At 59.0% G+C, this 22,197-nt stretch carries 24 protein-coding genes and 2 pseudogenes; 11 read left to right on the plus strand and 15 right to left on the minus strand.

What is annotated here, in order from left to right; all coding sequences use genetic code 11:
• Positions 1-20: 20 nt before the first annotated feature.
• On the minus strand, positions 21-938 hold the full coding sequence (locus tag ACZYR5_RS14675; protein WP_489090685.1) for a LysR family transcriptional regulator: 918 nt from the start codon (positions 936-938) through the stop codon (positions 21-23).
• A gap of 114 nt (positions 939-1,052) precedes the next feature.
• Between ACZYR5_RS14675 and ACZYR5_RS14680 the strand changes: the two genes are divergently transcribed.
• From ACZYR5_RS14680 to ACZYR5_RS14705, 6 genes and pseudogenes are all read left to right on the plus strand, one after another.
• Complete coding sequence (locus ACZYR5_RS14680) at positions 1,053-1,472, plus strand: ester cyclase (protein ID WP_489090686.1); 420 nt, start codon at positions 1,053-1,055, stop codon at positions 1,470-1,472.
• Between the two features lie 3 nt (positions 1,473-1,475).
• Positions 1,476-2,615, plus strand: a complete 1,140-nt coding sequence (locus tag ACZYR5_RS14685) for an SDR family oxidoreductase (protein WP_489090687.1) — start codon at positions 1,476-1,478, stop codon at positions 2,613-2,615.
• Positions 2,578-3,119 (plus strand): annotated as a pseudogene (locus ACZYR5_RS14690) (histidine phosphatase family protein). The gene ACZYR5_RS14685 and the pseudogene ACZYR5_RS14690 overlap by 38 nt, the downstream one beginning before the upstream one ends.
• A gap of 290 nt (positions 3,120-3,409) precedes the next feature.
• Positions 3,410-3,622, plus strand: a complete 213-nt coding sequence (locus tag ACZYR5_RS14695) for a hypothetical protein (RefSeq protein ID WP_489090688.1) — start codon at positions 3,410-3,412, stop codon at positions 3,620-3,622.
• 232 nt (positions 3,623-3,854) lie between these two features.
• Complete coding sequence (locus ACZYR5_RS14700) at positions 3,855-4,064, plus strand: hypothetical protein (protein ID WP_489090689.1); 210 nt, start codon at positions 3,855-3,857, stop codon at positions 4,062-4,064.
• Between the two features lie 251 nt (positions 4,065-4,315).
• The gene (locus ACZYR5_RS14705) at positions 4,316-4,753 is read left to right on the plus strand and encodes a GNAT family N-acetyltransferase (RefSeq protein WP_489090690.1); all 438 of its coding nucleotides are present in this window, start codon (positions 4,316-4,318) and stop codon (positions 4,751-4,753) included.
• 415 nt (positions 4,754-5,168) lie between these two features.
• Here ACZYR5_RS14705 and ACZYR5_RS14710 read toward each other — a convergent pair whose 3' ends face one another.
• The gene (locus ACZYR5_RS14710) at positions 5,169-6,098 is read right to left on the minus strand and encodes a LysR family transcriptional regulator (protein WP_320334104.1); all 930 of its coding nucleotides are present in this window, start codon (positions 6,096-6,098) and stop codon (positions 5,169-5,171) included.
• A gap of 179 nt (positions 6,099-6,277) precedes the next feature.
• Here ACZYR5_RS14710 and ACZYR5_RS14715 point away from each other — a divergent pair, with 179 nt between their 5' ends.
• The 5 genes and pseudogenes from ACZYR5_RS14715 (at position 6,278) to ACZYR5_RS14735 (ending at position 9,839) form a co-directional block, all read left to right on the plus strand.
• Positions 6,278-7,306 (plus strand): alpha/beta hydrolase, encoded by a 1,029-nt coding sequence (locus ACZYR5_RS14715; protein WP_489090691.1) that lies wholly within the window; start codon positions 6,278-6,280, stop codon positions 7,304-7,306.
• A 33-nt stretch (positions 7,307-7,339) separates the two neighbouring features.
• Positions 7,340-8,539, plus strand: a complete 1,200-nt coding sequence (locus tag ACZYR5_RS14720; RefSeq protein WP_489090692.1) for an MFS transporter — start codon at positions 7,340-7,342, stop codon at positions 8,537-8,539.
• A 45-nt stretch (positions 8,540-8,584) separates the two neighbouring features.
• A complete protein-coding gene (locus ACZYR5_RS14725) occupies positions 8,585-9,073 on the plus strand; it encodes a cyclophilin-like fold protein (protein ID WP_489090693.1) in 489 nt (162 codons plus the stop codon).
• A gap of 12 nt (positions 9,074-9,085) precedes the next feature.
• A pseudogene (locus ACZYR5_RS14730) lies at positions 9,086-9,438 on the plus strand (IS66 family transposase); the annotation flags it as partial.
• Positions 9,439-9,485: 47 nt separating this feature from the next.
• Positions 9,486-9,839 carry a gamma-glutamylcyclotransferase family protein gene (locus ACZYR5_RS14735; protein ID WP_198849503.1) on the plus strand — a complete coding sequence of 118 codons (354 nt, stop codon included), beginning with the start codon at positions 9,486-9,488 and terminating at the stop codon, positions 9,837-9,839.
• Positions 9,840-9,976: 137 nt separating this feature from the next.
• Here ACZYR5_RS14735 and ACZYR5_RS14740 read toward each other — a convergent pair whose 3' ends face one another.
• The 13 genes from ACZYR5_RS14740 to ACZYR5_RS14800 all read right to left on the minus strand — a co-directional run bounded on the left by ACZYR5_RS14740 (position 9,977) and on the right by ACZYR5_RS14800 (position 22,057).
• Positions 9,977-10,771 (minus strand): DNA adenine methylase, encoded by a 795-nt coding sequence (locus ACZYR5_RS14740; RefSeq protein ID WP_489090694.1) that lies wholly within the window; start codon positions 10,769-10,771, stop codon positions 9,977-9,979.
• A gap of 198 nt (positions 10,772-10,969) precedes the next feature.
• Entirely contained in the window at positions 10,970-11,164 is a 195-nt protein-coding gene (locus ACZYR5_RS14745; protein ID WP_489090695.1) for a DUF7940 domain-containing protein, read from the minus strand.
• Between the two features lie 48 nt (positions 11,165-11,212).
• Positions 11,213-11,638, minus strand: coding sequence for a cell wall hydrolase (locus ACZYR5_RS14750; protein WP_489090696.1), 426 nt, complete (start codon positions 11,636-11,638; stop codon positions 11,213-11,215).
• A gap of 99 nt (positions 11,639-11,737) precedes the next feature.
• A complete protein-coding gene (locus ACZYR5_RS14755) occupies positions 11,738-12,484 on the minus strand; it encodes a hypothetical protein (protein ID WP_489090697.1) in 747 nt (248 codons plus the stop codon).
• 14 nt (positions 12,485-12,498) lie between these two features.
• Positions 12,499-14,481, minus strand: coding sequence for a hypothetical protein (locus ACZYR5_RS14760; RefSeq protein WP_489090698.1), 1,983 nt, complete (start codon positions 14,479-14,481; stop codon positions 12,499-12,501).
• Between the two features lie 63 nt (positions 14,482-14,544).
• Positions 14,545-15,273, minus strand: coding sequence for a gp53-like domain-containing protein (locus ACZYR5_RS14765; protein WP_489090699.1), 729 nt, complete (start codon positions 15,271-15,273; stop codon positions 14,545-14,547).
• Positions 15,274-15,275: 2 nt separating this feature from the next.
• Entirely contained in the window at positions 15,276-15,920 is a 645-nt protein-coding gene (locus ACZYR5_RS14770; protein ID WP_489090700.1) for a putative phage tail protein, read from the minus strand.
• The gene (locus ACZYR5_RS14775; RefSeq protein WP_489090701.1) at positions 15,911-16,954 is read right to left on the minus strand and encodes a baseplate J/gp47 family protein; all 1,044 of its coding nucleotides are present in this window, start codon (positions 16,952-16,954) and stop codon (positions 15,911-15,913) included. Before ACZYR5_RS14775 ends, ACZYR5_RS14770 begins: the two co-directional genes overlap by 10 nt.
• On the minus strand, positions 16,944-17,330 hold the full coding sequence (locus ACZYR5_RS14780; protein WP_489090702.1) for a phage GP46 family protein: 387 nt from the start codon (positions 17,328-17,330) through the stop codon (positions 16,944-16,946). The genes ACZYR5_RS14775 and ACZYR5_RS14780 overlap by 11 nt, the downstream gene beginning before the upstream one ends.
• Positions 17,327-17,842, minus strand: coding sequence for a phage baseplate assembly protein V (locus ACZYR5_RS14785; protein ID WP_489090703.1), 516 nt, complete (start codon positions 17,840-17,842; stop codon positions 17,327-17,329). The genes ACZYR5_RS14780 and ACZYR5_RS14785 overlap by 4 nt, the downstream gene beginning before the upstream one ends.
• Entirely contained in the window at positions 17,839-18,948 is a 1,110-nt protein-coding gene (locus ACZYR5_RS14790) for a phage baseplate assembly protein (protein ID WP_489090704.1), read from the minus strand. Before ACZYR5_RS14790 ends, ACZYR5_RS14785 begins: the two co-directional genes overlap by 4 nt.
• A gap of 2 nt (positions 18,949-18,950) precedes the next feature.
• Positions 18,951-20,210, minus strand: a complete 1,260-nt coding sequence (locus ACZYR5_RS14795; protein ID WP_489090705.1) for a DNA circularization protein — start codon at positions 20,208-20,210, stop codon at positions 18,951-18,953.
• Positions 20,207-22,057, minus strand: a complete 1,851-nt coding sequence (locus ACZYR5_RS14800; protein WP_489090706.1) for a phage tail tape measure protein — start codon at positions 22,055-22,057, stop codon at positions 20,207-20,209. Before ACZYR5_RS14800 ends, ACZYR5_RS14795 begins: the two co-directional genes overlap by 4 nt.
• Between the last annotated feature and the right edge of the window lie 140 nt (positions 22,058-22,197).

Below are 22,197 nucleotides of genomic sequence, written 5' to 3' on the forward strand. Positions count from 1 at the left end.
CGTGCCGGGAGGCCACCTGCTCAGCCCACCACGGCGTGCCCTGCGCGACTTGCGGCGTGCTTTTCGTCCTGTTCAAGGCGCAGCGCGTCTCGCAGGACCTGCTCCAGGATGGCGAAAAAGCACTGGAGATGGGGTTGCTTCAAGGCCTGGGGCCGGGTCACCAGGTAGATCGGCATGTCGGGAAGCTGGATATGGGCAAACACTTCGATCAGATCCTGGGCCAGGATTCGAGGCAACACGGCGACCCCCATCCCTCGCTTCACTGATTCGAGCTGTGCGGCGAAAGAATTCACACTGATCTGCGACCGCGTCAGGCCGGCGGCCTTCGCTGCACGCATCTGCTCCAGCATGTCCATTGGCGGGAGCAAGGCGACACTGGCTACGGTGCCAGGACTCACACAGGCGCAGCGCTGCAGGTAATCGGCTGCGGCGAAAACACCATAGGCAAGCCTGCCGATGGGCCGATAAATCAGCGATGGCTCACCCAGATGCACAGTACGCACCGCAACATCGGCCACACCACGGACGATCTTGTGGAACTCGGCGCTGACCTGCAATTCTACCGAGCACTGCGGATGCTCGGCGGTCATGCGACGCGCAGCTTCGAGCACCGGGGCGCAGAAGCCCTCGCCCGCACTCACCAGGATTGTGCCCGATAGCGCCGCCCCTGAATCGGACGCGCCAGCCCCGGCTTGACGGCGCAACCCCGCCTCCGCCGCGAGGGCGACCTCCACCAGGGACTGGCCCCGTGCGGTCAGCCAGCAGCCCTCGACGCCGCGCTCCACCAGCGGCTCGCCGAGTGCGAGCTCAAGTTGGGTCAGGCGACGAGACACCGTCGACGCTGCAATACCCAGCATTTGACCGGCCTGCAGGAAACTGCCACGCCGTGACACGGCCAACAGCAGACGAAGATCGTCCCAATTCGCTTGCACTGCCATGCCTCTATCCTCCGTGATGTGCAGATATGCAAAGCCATTATGCAGCAGTGACTGTTTTTGCAAAGCGCGCTGAACGGTATATCTGCCGGCCCTGAAACCGCCGAGAACGTCTTGATGAAAACTGCCTCCAACGACTTTGCGACACGCGCCGCCAACGCCTTCAATCACCGCGACATAGAGGCGATGCTCGCACTGGTCAGCGAAGACTTTGTCTACCTCGATGGCATGGGCCTGCAAATCGGTCGCGAAGCCATGCGTAAGCGAGAAAAGGCGCTGTTCGACGCGCTGCCCGATGCCCGCGTGACCCTGACCCCTTTCCTCGTCGCGGACGATCGCCTGGCATTGACGGCGCTGCTCACTGGCCGTTTCAGCGCCCCGCTGGTGCTGGCGGATCGGGTGATCCCGCCCCATGGCCGCCCTGTCAGTATTCACTACGCCGCACACTTCACCTTCAGGAACGGCCTGGCGATACGTGAAGAGGCCTTCTTCGACACGTCGGTGTTGATGCCCCCTGCTACACCGAACGAGGGTTGAACGATGCGCACTCCATTCGTCACGGGGGCAACCGGCCTGTTAGGCAACAACCTGGTACGCGAGCTGGCTGCCCGTGGCTACGCGGTCAAAGCGCTGGTCCGTTGCAGAGCCAAAGGCGAACAACAGTTCCATGATGTGCCCGGCGTCGAGTTGATAATCGGCGACATGGCGTGCGTCGAGGCTTTTGCGGCCTCGCTGCACAGCTGCGATACGGTGTTCCACACCGCCGCGTTCTTTCGCGACAACTATAAAGGCGGCAAGCACTGGCACAAGCTTATGCAAATCAACGTGGCGGGCACCCGGGATTTACTCGAGCACGCGTACCGGGCCGGCATACGACGGTTCGTCCACACGTCTTCGATCGCGGTGCTGGACGGCGCCCCGGGGACCTCCATTGACGAGACCTGCCTGCGAGCCGAGGCCGATGCCGACGATTACTACCGCAGCAAGATCCTCGCCGATCGGGTCGTCCTGTCGTTCCTCGACGCTCACCCCCTGATGCACGCCTGCATGGTGCTGCCCGGCTGGATGTGGGGGCCTGGCGACCGGGGGCCGACGTCGTCCGGGCAGTTGGTCAATGATGTCGTCAAAGGCAAGCTGCCTGGACTGATTCCCGGCACCTTCAGCCTGGTGGACGCCCGTGATGTGGCATTGGCGCTGATCGCCGCCGGCCAATTCGGCCGACGTGCAGAGCGCTATCTGGCGGCGGGCCGGGAAATGACCATGCGCCAGTTGGTCCCGCTCATAGGACGCATCGCAGGCGTCAAGACCCCCACACGGCAACTCCCGTTTGCCGTGCTATACACGCTGGCGGCGATGCAGGAGATCTACGCACGCCTGACGACAAAACCCATTCTGCTAAGCATGGCGACGTTACGGTTGATGATACGAGAGGAGAATCGCACGCGCTTCGATCCGCGCAAAAGTGAACGAGAGCTCGGCCTCGTTTTCCGCCCTCTGCAGCGGACCCTTTCGGACACCATCGACTGGTACCGCGATCACGGCTGGCTTGAAAAGCCTCACGCTCGCCTCGATCAAGCTGATCTGCCTTCAGGCGCGCCTAATGTTTTCAAGGAGCTGCACAGTGAACAGGGAAATAATGCTGATGAGACACGGCCAGCCCGCAGGGGTGAATCGCAATAGAGTGTCGGCGCGGCAAATGAAGGAGTGGATTGACCACTACAACCGCTCCGAAATCGACCGCCAGCCGATTCCGCAGGCCAGTGTGCAACTCGCCGCAACGGCCAGGGTGGTTGTTTCAAGCACGGCGCCGCGTGCGCTGTCATCGGTCCTGGCATTGGGCCTGCAACCGCAGTTGGTGGACGCCGTCTCTGCGAAGCGCAGCTCCCTTGGGCAAACTGGAAACGCCCACGGCTATCGCCCTTTACCTGGGCTTTTATCCTTCGTGTCTTATGGCTTTGCGGTCGTTCAGGCGACGTTGAAACTGCCGCCACCGCCAGCCAGCGTGCCACGCAGGCCGCGCGAAAGTTGCAGTCCCTGGCAGTTGCAGGGCCTGTGCTGCTGCTCGGTCATGGTGTGATGAATCGGATGATCGCCAGGCAACTGGTGAAGGACGGATGGGTGCGCCAACAGCGTAGCGGCAGCCAGTATTGGAGCGTGGCGGTTTATCGGCATGAGTCGATCTGAACGCCAGCGCGCCCCCCTGTTTCAGTGGAGGGCGCGCCGCCATGTCGGGCCTGGCTAGACGCCGCGAGCCAGCTCGAATCGATCCAGGTTCATCATCTTGAAGGACATCCCTGAGGGCCGCGTAGCCTGCGGCTTTCAGCCCGGCAGAAAGCCCTCCTTGGGGTTTATATGGCTCAGTTTGGCTATGTAATGACAACATTATGCCAGCCTGACGCCCCCTCCTCCGGCCTTGCCAACCGAGCCCACTCCCAAGCCTTCTGCTACGCTGAAAACTACGCGGAGGATTCGCGATGCCGAACACCGACCTGCTCCCATCCCTGCTTCACAAACTCAACGAAAACCAGCCCGCCCTTGAAGCCGCCATCATGGAGCTTTCAAACTGGGTAGAGCAGCACTGGTCACCGGAGGTGGCCGAGAACGTGCTTGGTGCCATGGACACCATCGACCGTAATGAGGAGTTCATCAAGATGACGCCTGCGGTGATTATGAGTGACTGCAATTAATCGCTACACTAGGCCCCTAGCACCCCATGCAAGCGGAAACGTCTACAGCCCGCTAAACACAAAGCTTCGCGCTTGGCGCTCGCTGCAACGATGCCCAACAGTGCGCAACCGTAATTCACAAAGTCACTTGGAAAGTCACTGAGCTATTTTTGCCCCCCTCCTCTGGCGTCCTGCCGACCAAACACCACCCCCAATCCCCCTGCTACGCTGAAAACTCCACGGAGGATTCACGATGCCACATTCCGACCTGCTCCCTTCCCTGCTATTCAAGATCAATGAAAACCAACTCGCCCTGGAAGCCGCCATCATGGAGCTATCAAACTGGGTGGAGGCTCGCGGATCGGCAGACGTCGCCGATAACGTTCGTGGCGCTCTGGACACGATCGACCGTAACGAGGAGTTCATCAAGCTGACACTGGCTGTGCTCATGACTCCGGAGTGATACCAACTCACACTTTCTGCAAATGACCGCGATCGGGAGACACCCTCCCAACAGGCAGCAATCGGCCAAAAGCAGACCATGGACACGCAGCTAACACGTCAGTAATGTGCTAAGTAATATGTCGCTTTCCCCCTTCTTGATGTCGCGTTTACAATGTCGATTTTTTGATTGCTCAAGGGATTACGCATGAACATAGGATGTTATGCCAAAAGCCGTTCGGCATCTAAAAGTTGAATTTAAGGAGCAATAAAATGGAAATCAAGATTGATGTATTGGGTTCTCCAACAGAAAAGGATAAAGGAGTTCTGAATAATAGGTTTTCAGAATATCTTCGAATTCAATATCCAAATCTGCCACCAGAATCGGAAGATAGAATATTTATGGTGGTTGCACACGATGAAGTAGGCGACTACATCGGTGCAATAAGCTGTAACTGTTACTGGGATGGCTTAGAAATTGACACCTTTTGGGTTAAGGAATCTCATCGCGGTAAAAAAGTAGGATCTATGCTTTTGGAAAAAGCAGAAGCGATTGGTGCCAACAATGGAGCAGTAGTTGCATTCTTAAAAACCGTTGATGCTAAAAAGTTCTATGAGCGGCATGGATATGAGATTTATGGTGTTCTTGAGGATCGCCCAATCGGGACTAACCTGTATCATTTAAAGAAACGGCTAGTAAAACATGCATAACAACTGGTTCAAATCGTTCACTTCGCTCAATGGGACGGGCTAAAGCCCCCCTTAACCAAATGCTGGTCAGAGTCCGCTTCGGGTCGATTGCTGCCTGTCGTGAAGGGTAGCAACCGACCCAAAGCTGCCCCTCCCGGAGGGAAGCCGCCGGCCAAAAGCGGGCATGCCCCTTGCGCATTTGCCCTTGTAAAACGTCATTGCATTGCCTCCAGTGCAGCGTCAAAACCTCAGCTCGAACCCCAGCGCTTCAGAGCCCTGCCCATTGCCCTTAAAGCTTTACTGATATCTCAGATAATCATCGTGCCGTCAGCATCTTGAGTGGGTGAACCATTGGCCGAGCTCGGCAAGAATGGCGATCTGCATGTGCCCTTGCAAACGCTAGGCGTCACTCCGGTGCTTGCCCGAACCGTCGTGGTCACGCATCCGTGCCAGTCAGGCTGTCATCTGGTGGCAGGCGATCCACCCGTAATGCATCAACGACCAGCGAAAATGCCTGGGAAGGTTGCCGGCGGCTGGGGTAGTAAAGGTGAAATCCGCCAAAAGGCTCACACCAGTCTTCCAGCACTCGAACCAGACGGCCTTGAGCCAGTTGTAAGGCAAACTCGTCCTCGGGCAGGTAAGCGATGCCCAGCCCGCTGGCCGCTGCATCGGCAATATGGGTCGTGGAGTTGAATACCAATTGGCCGGCTACCCGCACTTTCAGCTTCTTGCCCTGACGCTCGAATTCCCAGGCGTCCATGCCGTCATAAGTAGGGAAACGTATGTCGATGCAGCGATGTGCTGCCAGGTCGCGAGGGTGTTCAGGGGCGGGGTTTTGGGCGAAATAGCTTGGCGCTGCCACGACCGCCATTCGTATAGCCGGGCCGATGGGCACGGCAATCATGTCTTGGGCCACCGTGTCGCTGAAGCGCACGCCGGCATCGAAGCGGTCGGCAACGATATCGCGAAAGCCATAGTTGATATCAAATTCCAGCTTGATATCCGGGTACATCTGCAGCAGTGGCGTGAGCTTGGGTAGCAGCGTGGTCTTGATGATGTTGTCACCGCAGGTGATCCGCACCGTGCCGGCCGGCTTGTCGCGCAGCTCGGTCAAGGCTTCCACTTCGGCCTCGATTTCATCGAAGCGATGGCCCACCGCTTCCAGCAGCCGCTCACCTGCTGTGGTCAGAGAAACGCTGCGCGTGGTGCGGGTAAGCAGGCGAATTTTTAGACGTGCCTCCAGGGCCGAAACCACCTGGCTCACTGCCGATTGAGTCACCCCCAGTTGCACCGCCGCGCGGGTAAAGCTGCCCACGCGCGCCACGGTGACAAAGGCCAGAAGATCGTTGAAGTTTTGTTTAGCCATCGCGATAGCACTCGGGCGATTGATTAGGCTTTCTTATATCCGCATTAAGCATTCATTAGCTAATCAAAATCCGGTTAGTCAGCAACAATAGCTGCAATCCCAGCCCCTGAGTGAAGAGGGTGCGAGCTGGGCACTAACGGCCAACGTCGTCGCTAGCTTTCCCCTGATAAGGACGCCCCATGAAAAAACTTCTCGTAATGCTCGGTTTTTTGCTCAGTTCATTTGCCGCATCAGGAGCCGATATGTCCAACGGTGCAGACAACTTCTTCAAAAGTGACAAGGTGACCGTGCAAAAGGTCAGCTTCAAAAATCAGTACCAGCTCAATGTGGTGGCTAATCTCTTCATTCCAAAAGGTCTTGCCAACGCTGCCCGCAGCCCGGCCATTATCGTTGGCCACCCCATGGGCGCGGTAAAGGAGCAAAGCTCCAACCTGTATGCGCAAAAACTCGCGGAACAGGGTTTCGTTACCATGGCGCTGGATTTGTCGTTCTGGGGCGAAAGCAAAGGCAGCCCACGCAATGCAGTGCTGCCGGACATGTACGCCGAGGACTTCAGCGCCGCCGTGGATTATCTCGGAACTCGGCCCTTTATCGACCGTCAGCGCATCGGTGTTCTGGGTATCTGTGGCAGCGGTAGCTTTGTGATCAGCGCGGCCAAGATCGACCCGCGCATGAAAGCCATCGCCACTGTCAGCATGTACGACATGGGCGCCGCCAACCGCAACGGTCTCAAGTATTCGCAAACCCTTGAGCAGCGCAAGCAGGTCATCGCAGCGGCGGCCGAGCAGCGTTATGTGGAGTTCACGGGCGGCAAGATCGAATACACCGGCGGCACTGTGCAGGAGCTCAATACCGATACGCACCCCATTCAGCGCGAGTTCTTTGACTTCTACCGCACCCCGCGTGGCGAATTCACCCCAACAAGCTCCTCACCGCAACAGACCACCCGCCCGACGCTGAGCAGCAACACCAAGTTCATGAATTTCTACCCATTCGTAGATATCGAGAGTATTTCGCCCCGCCCGATGCTGTTTGTCGCAGGTGAAAACGCCCACTCCCGCGAGTTCAGCGAAGAGGCGTTCCGCCTGGCGGGTGAACCTAAAGAGTTGGTCATTGTGCCTAACGCCGGCCATGTCGATCTGTATGACCGAGTGAACCTGATCCCTTTCGCCAAGCTGACCCAGTTCTTCCAAACCCACCTTAAGTAACCGGCAATTACCACAGAGGCTATTCGATCTACGATGAACAACACTTGCGTTGACACCCAATTGGGCGCTACCTCCGCCAGTGAAACAGGCACGCGTGCCAGTAGCTGGGGCGGCGTTTATGCGATGACATTGTGCGTGTTCGCGCTGATCGCATCGGAGTTTATGCCCGTCAGCCTGCTGACGCCGTTGGCAGACGACCTGCAGGTGAGCCAGGGCTTGGCAGGCCAGGGGCTGGCCATCTCCGGCGCGTTTGCAGTGTTGGCCAGCCTATCCATCAGTTGGATCGCCGGCAGCGTCAACAGAAAGACCCTGCTGTTAGCGCTGACCGGTTTGATGGCAGTGTCGGGCGCCGTTGTGGCACTTGCCCCGAACTACCTGACCTACATGGTCGGGCGCGCCCTGATTGGCATGGTGATCGGCGGCTTCTGGTCGATGTCTGCAGCCACCGCGATGCGCTTGGTTCCGGCCAGGCAGGTGCCCAGGGCGTTGGCGGTTTTCAACGGCGGCAACGCCCTGGCAACGGTGGTGGCGGCGCCGCTGGGCAGTTATCTGGGATCGGTCGTAGGTTGGCGTGGCGCATTTCTCTGTCTGGTTCCGGTGGCGCTGATCGCCCTGATCTGGCAATGGATCAGCCTGCCAACTATGCCAACTCAGGAGCGCTCGCCGGGTGCGGGTAATGTTTTCAAGCTGCTGAAAAATCGTACGGTGGCGCTGGGAATGGCTGCCAGCGGCCTGTTTTTTATGGGCCAGTTTGCGCTGTTCACTTACCTGCGCCCGTTTCTGGAAACAGTCACCTTGGTCAACGTACCGACGCTTTCCTTGCTGCTATTGGCGCTCGGCGTGGCTGGCTTTTTTGGCACGACGATGATCGGCGCAGTGCTGAGACGCAGCCTCTACGGCACCCTGAGTACGATTTCACTGCTGATGGCTGTGATTGCTTTGACGCTGATTCCTGCTGGCACTGGGGTTATCGCCGTGGGGGTGTTGCTGGGGCTCTGGGGGTTTATCGCAACGGCAGCGCCAGTGGGCTGGTGGAGTTGGATCGCGCACACCTTGCCACACCACGCCGAGGCGGGCGGTGGACTGATGGTGGCAACCGTGCAGTTGTCCATCGCATTGGGCTCCACCGTGGGCGGCGTACTGTTTGACACTCTCGGCTACCAGAGCACTTTCATCGCCAGCGCAGCGCTGCTGATGCTGGCCGCCTTGTTGACGTTTCTAACCTCCCGTTAGCCGGTGTCGCACACCCGGTGACCATCCATTCGACGGAGCAAGGCCATGCATACGCGCAGTCTCGGCACCGATTACTTCCCAGGCTGGAAGGGCTTCTGGTTGGCGGCATTGATGCCATTTGCCCTATCGACTTTACCCCTCGCCGCTGCGACGGCTATCGCAGGCCCGTCAACAGGCATGGAGAACACCACGATGTGGATGACCGTCGGCCAACAGCGCTTCGCCATATACCTAGAAGATAACCCGACCACTCGGGAGCTTGTCGCCCGATTGCCGCTCAGCCTGGACATGATCGAGCTGCACAGCAACGAAAAGTACGCCACCTTAGATCATCCACTCCCCACCCAAGCCTACCGGCCCGGAACCATCCACAACGGCGATTTGCTTTTGTACGGCACCGACACCTTGGTGGTCTTTTATCAAACCTTTACTTCGTCCTACTCCTATTCCCGTCTCGGTCGCATCGACAAGCCGGCAGGTCTTGCCAAGGCCTTGGGTCGCGACGATGTACGTGTGACATTTTCCGTTGATTAGGGTTGCCATGGTCAGCGCGACTTGGTGCCCAGTGGATCGGCCACGGCCAAAGCCCTAGATTACAGCCTGAAACGCTGGGTAGCGCTAACGCGCTACCTGGACGATGGGGCTGTGCCCATCGACAACAATCAGGTGGAAACCAGATCCGACCTTGGGCACTTGGGCGTTCAAACTGGTTGTTTGCAGGGTCGCTGCGCAGCGGCAAGCGGGTGGCGGCGATCATGAGTTTGATCCAGTCAGCTCGCATGAATGGGCATGATCCGTATGCGTATTTGAAGGACGTTCTGACTCGTTTGCCAACACATCGTGCGACTGATATAAGCCTGCTTCTGCCGCACTGCTGGACGCCGGATTTAGCTTCCTAACCAAGCTAATGTTTTGCCTTTGTGATGGATAACTTAAAGGAAGGAATATGACGTTGCATCAGGATTTTAAAGTTTTGCTGTTTTCTTATGGCACCTTGCAGGACAAGGCCGTTCAGGTAGCCAACTTTGGCCGAGAGCTAGTTGGGCAGCCTGATCACATGGCCGGCTACAAAGAGTCCTACGTTGAAATTACTGATCCAGAGGTGCTTGCCACTAGCGGGAAAACACACCATCCGATTGTCATCCCTAGTGCAAACCCTGAGGAAACCGTTTCAGGCATGGTCTTCCAGATCACCCCACAAGAGCTACGTGCAGCGGATGCCTACGAGGTTTCCGACTACAAGCGTGTTGCAGTGGGGCTTGTCTCCGGGTTGACGGCATGGGTGTATGTAAAAGCCTAACAAATTCAAGAAATTCGTTGGCGCATAGTGAGTCCAGCATTCCCGGTGAACTCGACCGCTTAAGCAGTCGGCACCTACCACCGGAATGCTGGGATTTGCAATGTGTTGTCTCGGAACGCTTCCCCTAGTCTGTCATCTCAAAATAGTCCTCCCAACGCCGCTGGCTCCCAGTTCATGATCACCAGTTCACCAGTGACCTCGGCCTTACCCTGCCGCTGGTTAGTCGTGGTGTAGCGAATATCCAGCGTCTCGAAATGAAAGCCCTCAAACACCCGGCGAATGTCCGGGTGGTCGTTGATGCTGACCATCACCCTGCCCTTGCAGCGGCGCATAAACTCAGCCATTCGCTCGTAGTTTTCGAAGGGAAAGTCCACCCCATAGCCCGCGGTCTGCCAGTAAGGCGGGTCCATGTAGTGGAAAGTATGGGCACGGTCGTAGCGCTCCGCGCACTCCAACCAAGGCAGATGCTCGACGTATGTGCCGGATAGACGCTGCCAGGCAGCCGACAAATTTTCTTCGATCCGAAGCAGATTGATCGCTGGGCCTGTCGTCGCGGTGCCAAAGACTTGCCCGGTGATCTTGCCAGCAAAGGCATGGTGCTGCAGGTAAAAGAATCGAGCGGCCCGCTGAATGTCAGTTAGGGTTTCAGGGCGGGTCATCTTCTGCCATTCGAATATCTGGCGCGAGCTCAGCGCCCATTTGAACTGGCGCACGAACTCTTCCAAGTGATTCTGTACGACGCGATACAGCGTCACCAAGTCGCCATTGATGTCGTTGAGGACTTCAACAGGTGCCGCCTGAGGCCGCATAAAGTACAGCGCCGCACCGCCGGCAAAGACTTCGACATAGCATTCGTGCGGAGGGAAAAGAGGAATGAGACGGTCGGCCAGGCGGCGTTTGCCGCCCATCCAAGGGATGATAGGAGAGGACATGGAGAGCAAGACCTTTACTGTATAGATAAACAGGTGCTAGGGTCGCTTCGCTTTGTGCACGAAGCGGGAGCCTTGGTTGGACTTGCAGGGACATTCTGCGGGGACGGCGGTCGGGCTGGATGTTGACGCATCTAACCCGGCCGCTCTTTTTCACTTCAGTGTTGAGATTGATTTGGCATTGAGCTTCAGTCGCCCAACTTATTTAGTCAGCTTTGGCTGCAGGATCACTCGGGTCAGCATCACCAGAATGCCCAGAACTCCGTAGGCTGCCGGCGGCAGTACCGCCTGCAACTGAGGCAGCAACTGCTCAGCCATACCCAGTGCGGCAATCGCGCCGCCGGCTTGAACGCTGGACATTTTCAACGCATCTTTCCAATTGTTAATCAGTTGCATAGTTCGTTGCCTCGGGTATTGGGAGAGATTCAGGTCCGCGCCACGGGTTCACGGCACATCCTTGAAGAAAAAATGACGCCCAAGCTTCAGCGTCTGCTTGGCGCCCTTAGCCCACACGGGAGGATTGGGCATGGTCGTCGCGTAGTAGTGGGTTGCCCCGCCGGTCGGATCTGGAACGTTGTCCGTCATCACCTGATCAGCGACGATCTGCGCCTGAGCCAGTTCGCGGAACGGGATCCGCTTCGCGCCACTTAGGTAGGCGTAGTTCGGATCGTTCCTGTTCCAACAACTGAACTGGTAGGGCTTCTGGCACACGCCGACGTAACCCTCCCCCCACCACGATTTGGCCTTGCCGTCGTTTACGCGGTTGCGAATCGTCCAGGCCACGGCGATCTGGCCGGCCAAGCCTTCGCCTCGGGCTTCCCCCCACAACGTGCGTGCAAGGATGTCGCGGTCTTTCTCGGTAGTCGTCATGCCGATTCTCCAGGCAAAAGAAAACCCGCGCAGTGGCGGGCTTAAAACGCAGGCACAAAAAAACCGCTCAAGGCGGCAGATGCATTACACCCGTGATGGTCAGACCGCGATACCTTGGCGCAAGACGTAGGCTTTCAGGTCAGCATATACGGCCTGAATTTCCGCCTCGGTGAGCACGGCACTGTGATACTGGAAGGCGGCAACGTCACACACGCCAGGATAGGACGAAAAGCCACTACCAATACGCAACTTGTCAGTGGACACGCGGCGAGGAAACGGCAGGGGCGTTGTCGCGGTGTAGGGCACGGTCAGATTGCGGTGAGCCAGCGACGCATCGCTGAAGGTCATCACGGCCATTGACCAAGTGGTTAATGGCGTCACTTGAGTGGTGGCAACCGACATGGTGGCCGCGTCAGCGTCCGTGGCGGCGCAGGCCGCCAGGCCATTTACCCGAGAGACCGCAGAGCCAGCATAGAAGCCCACGCCGCTAGCGCCTGGAAGAGCGCCACCGCTGGAACGGTAGTTGCCCGCTGGCATGCTTTTGTTACCGTTCGCGCCGTCATCCACTGCGTTTCGGAAAACCACGAACAGGGTACCGTTTCGGCTTTCAGCCAGTCCGGTCTGAATAAAGTTCGACAGCCCTGTGCATTTCAGGAAGCCGGAGCCGACGACCGGCGTACCCACCACAGAGCCTTGCGGCTTGTTGCCCGGGGCGTAGTTGCGCACCGACTTTTCCAGTGACCCGTTCAGGAAGTGAATCCCTTCCAGCGCACGGCGAACCGGGCTGGCATATTCGGTTGCGTAAGGCTCGGCATTTACACCCTTGGCCACGATACGAACACCCATTTTGTTTCTCCTGTTTAGAAGCCGATTTTTCGACTGTATTCGAACATTACGCATGCGTTGTGCAGTGCATAGGACTGGCCCGATGGGGACTGGACGATATCCACCAGACCGTGCGTGTCGCGAAGGTTGCCCCGGGCCCCAATGACTGGACCTCCCGCCGTAGGATCACCGACACGACCACGCCCATAACTGATTGAGGCGTTCAAGGCAGCGGGCCGCGAGAGGGTGAGGCGAATCATTTTTTTGTTCAGGACGGAGACGTTGGTGATGATATCGACCATCAGATCATTCTCACGCACGTCAAACCCAAAGTTGATCGTGGACGCAGCCAGGGCGCTATCGAGAACCAACTCGCCATGGGGTACGTGGAACTCGACATCGATATAGGTATCGGTCCATTGCACCGCCACTGGCTCCAGAGGACGCCACTTTTGACCACGCTTCATCATGGTTTCAAACATGGCGCGGCTACGGTATTCACCCATCAACCATGACCCCTCATTGGTCAGGTGGATGTTGTCCGCAGCGGTCGGGAAGATGTAAGCTGGAGACGACAGCGAGATGTCGGCACGTTCACGCGTAACGCGCCACTGCGCTTTGGCAATTTCCATCTTGTCCGAATGGTAGGCACGGTGGGCAGCCACCTGGTAAGTGAAGATGTATGGCCTCGAGCGCTGACCGATGATATTGACGATCTCGCGAGTCAGGCTATCGAACAACTCCAACTGGTACTGAGCATACTGGTATGCCGAATGAGTCGAGCCGACCTGGTGGTTGGCCTCGCCTTGATCCCAGGTGTAGGCCCATACGGAATAGCTCTTGCCCATGCCGTCGGCCAGCGCCTTGCTGTCCTTGATGATCTGAATCAGCCCTCTATATTCCGGGCTGCCGGCCATCAGCTCTTCAACAGACCGGCCGCCTCGACCTGCGGCCGTGCCCAGCAATGTCCAATTGGACTGAAGCTCGCCAAACTCGATAGCGCGACGGACGAATCCGTTGCATTGAGCGCTCACCGGCGTCTCGCCTTCCACGCCACGAATGGCCTCAACCAGGGGCGCAAAAGCGGAGGCGTTATACCCAGGCTCTCCTGGACGTGTGCTTAATCCACCCTGCAGCATCAGGTTGCCATAAGGCTGAGCCGTTGACAGCAACGGGGTGGAGAACGCGCCAAGGCTCAGCGATTGGCCGTAGCCGATGATGTGAATAAGGTCAGTACGCTGCTGCTGACCCAGCGCCGCTACGACCGGCGACACCGTTTGCGGCGCTGCTTGAGCCACGCCAAAGAAGGCGCCAGCGTCATCGATACGCCCAACAATAAACCCACCTTCATCGACGAACTCTAGCCCTGTGTTGTCGGTTGGAACAATACGCAGGCCGTTGATATCACTGCTTGTGATCCCGATGCGGGAGCCGATAAAGCCGTCATCACCGCTGATCTCCAGCCCGTTCCCATCGCTGTTTTTCAGCAAGCCTTTTAGCATGTCGATAGAGCCGTCCGTCATGATTTTCAGGAGGACAAAGCGCAATTCATCCTCAAGCTGAAGCGCCACCTCAGCGCTGTTCAATTCGTTGATTTTCTCTGCCACACCATTAGCCGTGGCGCTGATTTCTGCCACCGCAGCCGAACTCGGGTCATCCACGATATGGTCGGAGGTGGTGGCGTTCAGCCGCCGATACAGTGAGCGGCTGATTAACGGGGTGGCCCCCTTGACGTAAAAGTAGACACCATCGCCCACAGCTAGGCGGCCCGACGCTTCGTCTGGATAAATCCTGCCGTCGGTCATCTGAGCGCTGAGCTCAGCCACCGCATCCGGAATAGCTTCGCTATACAGCCGCGCCTGCTTGGCTAACGTCGGCACCGGACCGGACTCGGTCTGCACATCCGATAACTCATCGCCATTGATGTACTCATGCTGCTTGCCAGCCGCCGTAGTTGCTTTGGCGGCGGCCTCCGAAAGAGCCCCGGCGTAGGCTTCAAGCGCTGCGACTTCAGTCATTTACTTTTCCTTGAGCAATAAAAAACCCGCCGCAGCGGGTTGGGTGAATCCGATAACTACCGCTCAGTAACCGGGCGCCCGGCCAATCGCGCGCCAATGCACAGTGACGGCCATCAGGTTTGTATCGTTGAACAGCTGATACTGCGTTGCGCTGGAAGCAAAAGCGCCCGCTGCGTTGCCATCACCGTCCACCGAGTTGGTGTTGATCTTGTTGCCAAAGCAGTTGTAGACCTCAGCAAAGGGCGTGGGAAAGTTGATCGGAGCGGTGGTGGTGTCCGCCGGACAAACGCCGGTACCCCATTGCTCCAACAACCCCGTGGCCTTGTCGAGCCGCCAGCCATTGGCGCCCATCAGCGCGGTGTTTTTGTCTTGCTTAGTCGACGCCAGGCTATCGATGGCCGTTTGTTTTGCCGCAAGCGCGGCATCAACTGCAGTCTTGGTGTATGCGTCACCAATGCCATAGCCCGCGAGGGTGATCGCCCAATTGGCCTTCCCTGATAGCAGGAAGTCAGTTTGGTTTTTGGTATAGGCATCCAGAATGCCGTAGCCGGCTAGGGTCGTTGCCTTCGCGGCAAAGCCCGCAATACTCGCCTGAATGGCCTTAAGCAACTGGGTGCTGTCGTTCTTGTCCAGGGCCGGCAGATAGGCCAGCACGACATGCGCCAATTCCTCCTGCAGCGTGTTCAGCCATTCAGCCGAAAGAGGAGTTGGTGGAATCCCATGGGTCAGTGAGCCATAACGAAACAGTCCGTCCGGCGTAACCAGATCAGACCAGGCTGAAATTCTCTGCATGTTTAAAGATCCTCGATCCCCGCGACGGCGGCCGGCAGGGTGTAATGAATGGCGGTAAACAGTTCGTCCACCTTCAGCGCAATGCCGTCGACCTGCTCACGGCCAAAGGCCAGCAAAACGTCCGTGTATTCCGGCGCGTCGCGCTGCAGGCGGCAATTGAGCGTGGCCGCCTGGGCTGTGCCGTAAGCCTCAAGCGGGGCCGAAGCGATCCAGCTCCAGGGCCAGGCATCCCCATACAAAAAATCGCCGACATTGGCAGGCCCCACCCGGGCCGGCTGAAACTCCTCGATCAGCAAGGGGATAGCACTTCGCCGGCCCAGCTTGCGGTAGTAACCCAATTGAGGCGCGCCGGTGGCAGTGAGCTTGTCGATCACTGCCGCGCGGCGCTCTTCAAGCGTCTGCGATCCGGGCACCACGCAAAGGTCAGGCAGGCCCAAATAGCCTTCCCACACCGGCAGCAGGATCGTTGCCGTAGCCGGGTTCAGCTCCAGCAATAAAGCCTCACCGTTGCCGTCGACCCTCGCCAGCTCAGGGGCCAGCGCGGCCAGCAGTTGCGCGATATCGGGTTGCTGCTCCAGATCGAACGCCGGCCCGGGGGGCAACAACTGGCGCAGCTGCTGGAAGTAGTCCGCCTCACTCAAGCCCATGTGAACACCCCCGGCACCGCCACCTCATTGGCGCCCATCACCACATCACCGGCCGGGGCAATCAACGTGTGATCGACCTCGCCGGCGGTGTTGCTGATCGCCGAATGAATATGAGTGCCCAGCAGGATTTGACCCGGCCCGCCTTCGTCATCGACCAGCACCCGCAACGACTTCTCAACAGCGGCCCGCAGCGCAGTGCTGTCGGGCTTAACCCGCAGATTGAAATTCAGGGTGCGCGGCACAGCGCCCAGGGCATACACCTCAGACGTGACCGGGCGTTTCTTGTCCAGGTAGGCTTGAACCTCGGCGACCTGCTCAGGCGTTGGGATAATGTCGGGATCACCATCACGCACAAACGCCAGGCCAAAGGTGCCCGGCCCCATCCAGCGCGGTAGTGCCCAGGCCCGCGTAACACCCGGAACCTCCAACGCCCACTCCACAAAATCGTCACCGTTTCCGACCTTGCTGGGGTTCTTGAACGCCGCCTGAACCCGCAGGCGTAGCGCTTCGATACTTTCCAGATCCGTGCCGCCCACGATCCCATCGGCGCCAATGGTGGCCGTAGCGCTGACCCCGATCACCGGCGTAACCGCCGTCAAGGTGCCGGCCTGTACGTTACCCGTAACGCCAGCGTTTTCGGCCCGTAGCTTCAACGTCGCCGCGCCATCGACCAGCCGCGCGGTTTCCGTGACCACATAACGGCGGCCATCGGGCAGCTGATAAACCTGATCAGCGTCCACCAGCGAGCCGGCAGCACCTACAATCGCCGCCCCACCCTTTGCCGCTACCGCCAGATTGCGCCCGCCTTCCAGGCGCCACGCCGCCCAGCGCAACAGCATTTCCTCATCACAGGTGGCCGGGTTGGACTGGCGGGCGATCCAGTCTTGATAGCCATAGATCCCATAGGCCGCACCACCCAGCGCCCGCGAAGTCACCTTGGCATCACCCCGGCGCAGCGCGTCCGGGGCGTTTCGTTCAAAGTCCGCCTCAATGCGCTTGATCAGCGCCGGCAGCGTTGGCGTCTCATACTGCATTGATCAAACTCCAAGCGTCTTCAAAAGCCAGCTGCAGCGTCTCGCCGTTTTGCTCTACCAGCTCAACCCGCACATTCATTCGGTCAACACCTTGGCGCTCGACCGTTACCGTAACGGCCGTGACCACCTGATCATCGACCAGCCAGGCCAACGCTTCCTCCGCGAAAGCCTTGGCATCCTTGAGCGTGTCCGCCACCAACGTGCGACGGCACAACAGCCACAGCCGAGAGCCGATCTTGTCACCCGCCGCCGACGGCACACTGTCACCCCACCAGCCTTGCCGATCGGCATCGTCCAGCACGTCGTCAGGGCCAGCACGGCGCCAGGTGAACAGGCTGATGGTTACGGAACGGCGCAACAGGTCCTCGCGATTCATTCGCCACCTCCGACTGGCGGGCCGCTTTGACCATCGCCTCGCTGAACATCCGAATGCGGGTGATTGATTTGGCTCACCCCGGCGGCGACCTGATCACCGGCGGACTCAATGCGCCCGGTGGTGCTGATCAGTGGCGTATCGAAATTCACCGACCCTGACGCCGTGACGTTCAGCGTCACCGTTTCAATGTCGATCACTCGACCGCGCTTCATGTGGATTCGGTCGCCTTCGTCGGTGTAGATGGCAACCTCGCCCGGCTTTAGCCCAACAAGTCGGTGGCGACGGTCAGAAACAACGATAACCACCCCATGGCTACGATCCCCACCAAAGAACCCGGCCAGCGCCTCAGCGCCCGCCAAGGGGCTTGCCGTGAAGCCATATGGCTCAAGGTGCTCCATGTTGTCTTTGACTTCGCCGGCCGTTAGCCGTAGCTGCAGGCTCTGCAGTTTGCTGGCCGAGTTACTCAGGGCCACCACCCCACGCGCCAACAGGTTCGCTATGCGGTTTTTCATGGCTTGTAGTCCGCTGGAATGAGGTATTCAAAGTTGTCCGTGGCTTTGCCCTTTTGCAGCTTGCGCTTCTCATAGGCATCATTCGGCTCAGGCAGGAATGATTCCGGCGGTGCCACGGTGATTTTTGCTGTGGTCCCCGTCGCGCTCAGCTCATAGCTGATTTCACTGATCAGCATGTCGCGATCAAACCCAATCAACGGATCGATCACCCGCGCAATCATGTTGTGCCGCCACAGTTCGCCGTTGCTCTGCCGCCAACCCTGCAGGGTGTAGCTGACCTCAAGGGCTTTGCCGACCGCGTTCGCCCGCTCCCACTCGACCCGCTGCCGCGCGATGGCCTCGGTCATCTGGCCGGACTGCTGAATGACCTTCACCCGCCGGCGGGTGATGCGCTCATCAACAATCGAGGCTTGCACCTCGCTGGCTTCGATGCCAAAGCTGTCATCGGTGCCACTGCGCTGGCCCTTGCTGATGTACTCGGAAAACACATTGGAAAAGTCCAAATTGGTTTCCCCTTCCTTCAGGTTCTTGCCCAGCTCCAGCGCATCCACCGCACGGCCCGCACTGCCCGGCTTAGCAATCACCAAGCGGCCCTGGGCATCGTCCGTGCTGAACAGCCTGGAAAGCGTCAACAGCCTGTCGATGCTTTCAAATGCCGTCTCACCTGGCTCAATGGTGTGATCCTCAAGGCCCAGGGTTAGGCCGGCATCATTCACGACCTTGATGCCGTATTCAGCGGCAATCGCGGCAATGATGGTTTTCACGTTTTGCCCGCGCCATTGCCCGGGCTGATTGATTGCCGCGCAGTCCACCAGATCCGCCGTGCTCGAGCGCCCGGCAATGCTCAAGGTGATTGACTCACTGTCATAGCGAATCGGCGTGCTAAAGACATACCCAGTCAACAGCAGATCCTGACCGATCCTCAGTTCAACCAACTCACCCTGTCGGATCCTGACAGGCACCGGGCCACCCCCCGGCCAGCGCCAGGTGATGCCCAGGTTAAAGTCACGCGCCTGCCGCTCAAGGCCGGCGCTGATGCTGACGCTTTTCCAACCGGCGTAATCGTGCCCACCCACGCTAAGAGTGACCTTGTTCAGCTCGCTCATGGTTAGGTTTTCGCTACTTGAAGTTCAGTGGCCGGGACAAACCCCGGATGCCTTACGCCGTTACGCGTAACGATTTCGCTGCTGCGCTGGGCGTCGCCATACAGCGCGTAGGCCAATACCAGCGCCGGCACGGTTTCGAGGGGCGCGTACGTGCGCAGGCTCACTCCGCTGCGCGCCACTTCGGTCAGGTGCTGATCAAGAGCCGTACGCGCCTCGCTCAGCGCGCCGAAATGTTCCGGCGAGCTTTCCCCGGCAACAGCCCACAACGCCTCACTGATCGCATCACGGACAGCCAAAACATCATCAGCAATCGGAACGGGCGCCGTTGCCGAGCTTCCCGCCGCAACGGTTGCCCCTTGCTGCTCCAGCTGCACGTCCAGATCCGCCGGCTCACTGACCACCGGTGCGATGGCTATCGGGATTTGCGCCATGTCTAGCAGCAAGTCCAACAGCGCCGCGTCCTGAATCAGCCCGATCACTGCCGCCTGGATCACCGCCAGGTCAGGGTCATCGGGTACCACGGCGGATGCCTGCAGCGCCGCCACCCCCGATGCTTTGGCGCTGCTGCCCGTAAACGAACCATCAGCGCCGTAACCGCTAAACGTGCGCTCCAGGCTGGCAATGTCACTGGTCAGACTGGCCGCGAAGGCATCCGGCGCATTAACGAGGGAGTACACCAGCGCATCCAGATCCGAAGCCAGTGACGTGACGGGCTTGAGGAAATTGATTGCAAAGGCATACGCCCCCGATACCACCGCGCGCACCGCGTTGACCCGTTGCCGGGCCAGATCCACCGTAGCCATGGCCTCACGGAATCGACGCTTGATCGAATCCAGCAAGCTCGGCGCCTGGGCCAACAATAGCCGCCGGGTGTTCGGCGCCTGGACCGGGAACACCAACATGCCGTCGATGAACACCAGGCTAAAGCGCACCATGCCCATTTCATTGCGCGCATGGGACACCTCACATTCACCGGCCGTCACCGTCAGACGACCAAACCACGGATGGACCAGCTCGCCCGCCCCGGGTGTATCCAGCGCCGTCAGCAACTTGTCCCGCTGCAACAGGCAGTCATCCCCCACCACAAAGCCGGTGAACTTGTACTGCCGCGTCCGCCGGCCCAAGTCTTCGACAAAGGGTTGATCCCGCTGGGGGAACTCATGCAACTGCGTCCGCCGGCCGACATTGACGCTATCGGCATCGAGCCAGAACGGCACCCCCCGAAAGGAGGCGCCTTGTTTACGGTCGCGCCATTCACTCATTGCTCAGTACCCCCGCCCAAGCTTCGATAACCCACGCGCGGCGTGATGGACATGCCAGGCTGATTGCTTTGCCCAGGATCGGCACGCATGCCAGGCGGCGCATTTTCAAAGCGAACCACCAGCGAGCCGTCCAGATTGGCCCGACTACTGGCGGCCGCCTGCGCCAGCAGCGACGACCCCGGCGATTGCCCGGCCGGCGTTGCCAGTGACCTTGGCAAACCCGAGGACACCAGCGGACTGGGCGCAGCGGTCATACCGCCACCCGCTGCCACCGCGCCGCCAGTGGTCACGATCCCGAGCTTTCCACCAATCCACTCGCCCATTTCCATCAGCGGCTCAAGGTACGGCCTGATCCGCTCATACATCCCTTTGAACCAGGCCACGATAGGCTCCCAGTTCGCGACGATCATGCCCATCGGTGTAAAGGCAAACACCGCTTTGAACAGCTCCCACAACGTCGACAGCGGCGCGCGGATCTTCTCCCACACCGCCTCAAAGTACGGTGCCACCGTCGACCAGTTGGCAATCAACAGGCCGGCAGCCAAGGCGATGCCGCGCACGATCAGCCCAATAGGACTCATGCCAACGACTGCGCTAAACACTTTCATTGCCATCATGGAAGCCATCACCGCCACCCGCAGCACTGTGAAACCGATAGCCGCGCCCAACAGTCCTTTGACTAGCCACGGGTTGGCTGCAGCCAGATCACCCACTTGGCTGATCATCGGCCCCAGCGTGGTCAGCGCCTCATTGAGCGGCGGTAAAAAAATCGTGCCGAGCGTGATGCCGGCGCTGGCAATCCGGTTGCGCAGCAACTGAATCCCGTTCGCCGTGGTGGCCGAGCGAGAGGCATATTCCTGCTGCATCGAGCCGGCGTAGGCCGATTCGTCGCCGACATTGGCGAAGTTCTTTTTCAACAGGTCCAGGTTCGTCAACATCGGCGCAATAGCCCCGACCGATTCCGTACCAAACAGCTCGGTTAACAGTCCGGCCTGCTTGGTTTTGTCGACCTTGGCGATACGGTTCAGCACGTCCAGCATCGTGCCCTGGGCGTCCTTCTGCATGCCCTCAGCCAGTTGCTTGGTGTCGACCCGCAGCGCCTTGAATGCGGCCTTCTGCGCCTTGGTGGCGGATGCGCCCTTAGTCAGGGCCAGCATGAAATTTTTCATGCCTGTCGCCGCCACTTCGCTGGGCACGCCCACCCCGGCCAGGGTGGCGCCCATGGCCGCAATCTGCCCCGACGCCAGGCCGGCAATTTCACCCAGCGGACCAATGCGCGTCACGATGTCGGAAATTTGCTGCGCGTTCGCCGGACCGGTGTTGCTCAAGTAGTTGATCTTGTCGGCCAGCGCGACGACTTCCGGTTGCGTCAACTTAAACGAGGTTCGCCACTTCGCCATCATGTCGCCGGACTGCTCGGCGGTCTGATCAAAGGCAATGCCCATTTTCACCGCGTCCGTGGCAAAGGCCTTGAGTTCCTCCCGAGGAATCGACGCCTGACCACCCGCCGCGACAATCTGTGCAATACCCTCGGCACTCATCGGCAGCGCTTCGGACAGGTCCAGCACGTCTTGGCTCATTTGCTTGAACTGGGCCGGTGTGTCGAAGTTGACGACCTTCTTCACGTCGGCCATGGCCGATTCAAACTTGATCGCCTCATTCACCCCGGCAATGAACGGGGCCGCCAGTGCGCCGCCCTGGACCACATCGGAAAAGCCAATGCTGCCCAAGCCAGTTTTATCGAGTTGCTTGCGAAAGCCGGCGACGTTCTTGCGAATGCCGGCGAGCGTAGGCGACAACTTGTCGACGCCTGTAATCAGCGCTTTTAGCTGAAACTTATCTGCCATAACTACCCCGGCGCCACGGCCGCACTAATGCGCTGCGCGTGCTGCAAAGACTCCTGCAGCACGTCAAGCGGCCGACTCATCATGTGTTCAGGGTCGACCTTCCAGAACCAGGCAAGGTCGTAGACGATTTCAACGACCTG

Source organism: Pseudomonas sp. F007, assembly GCF_057814275.1.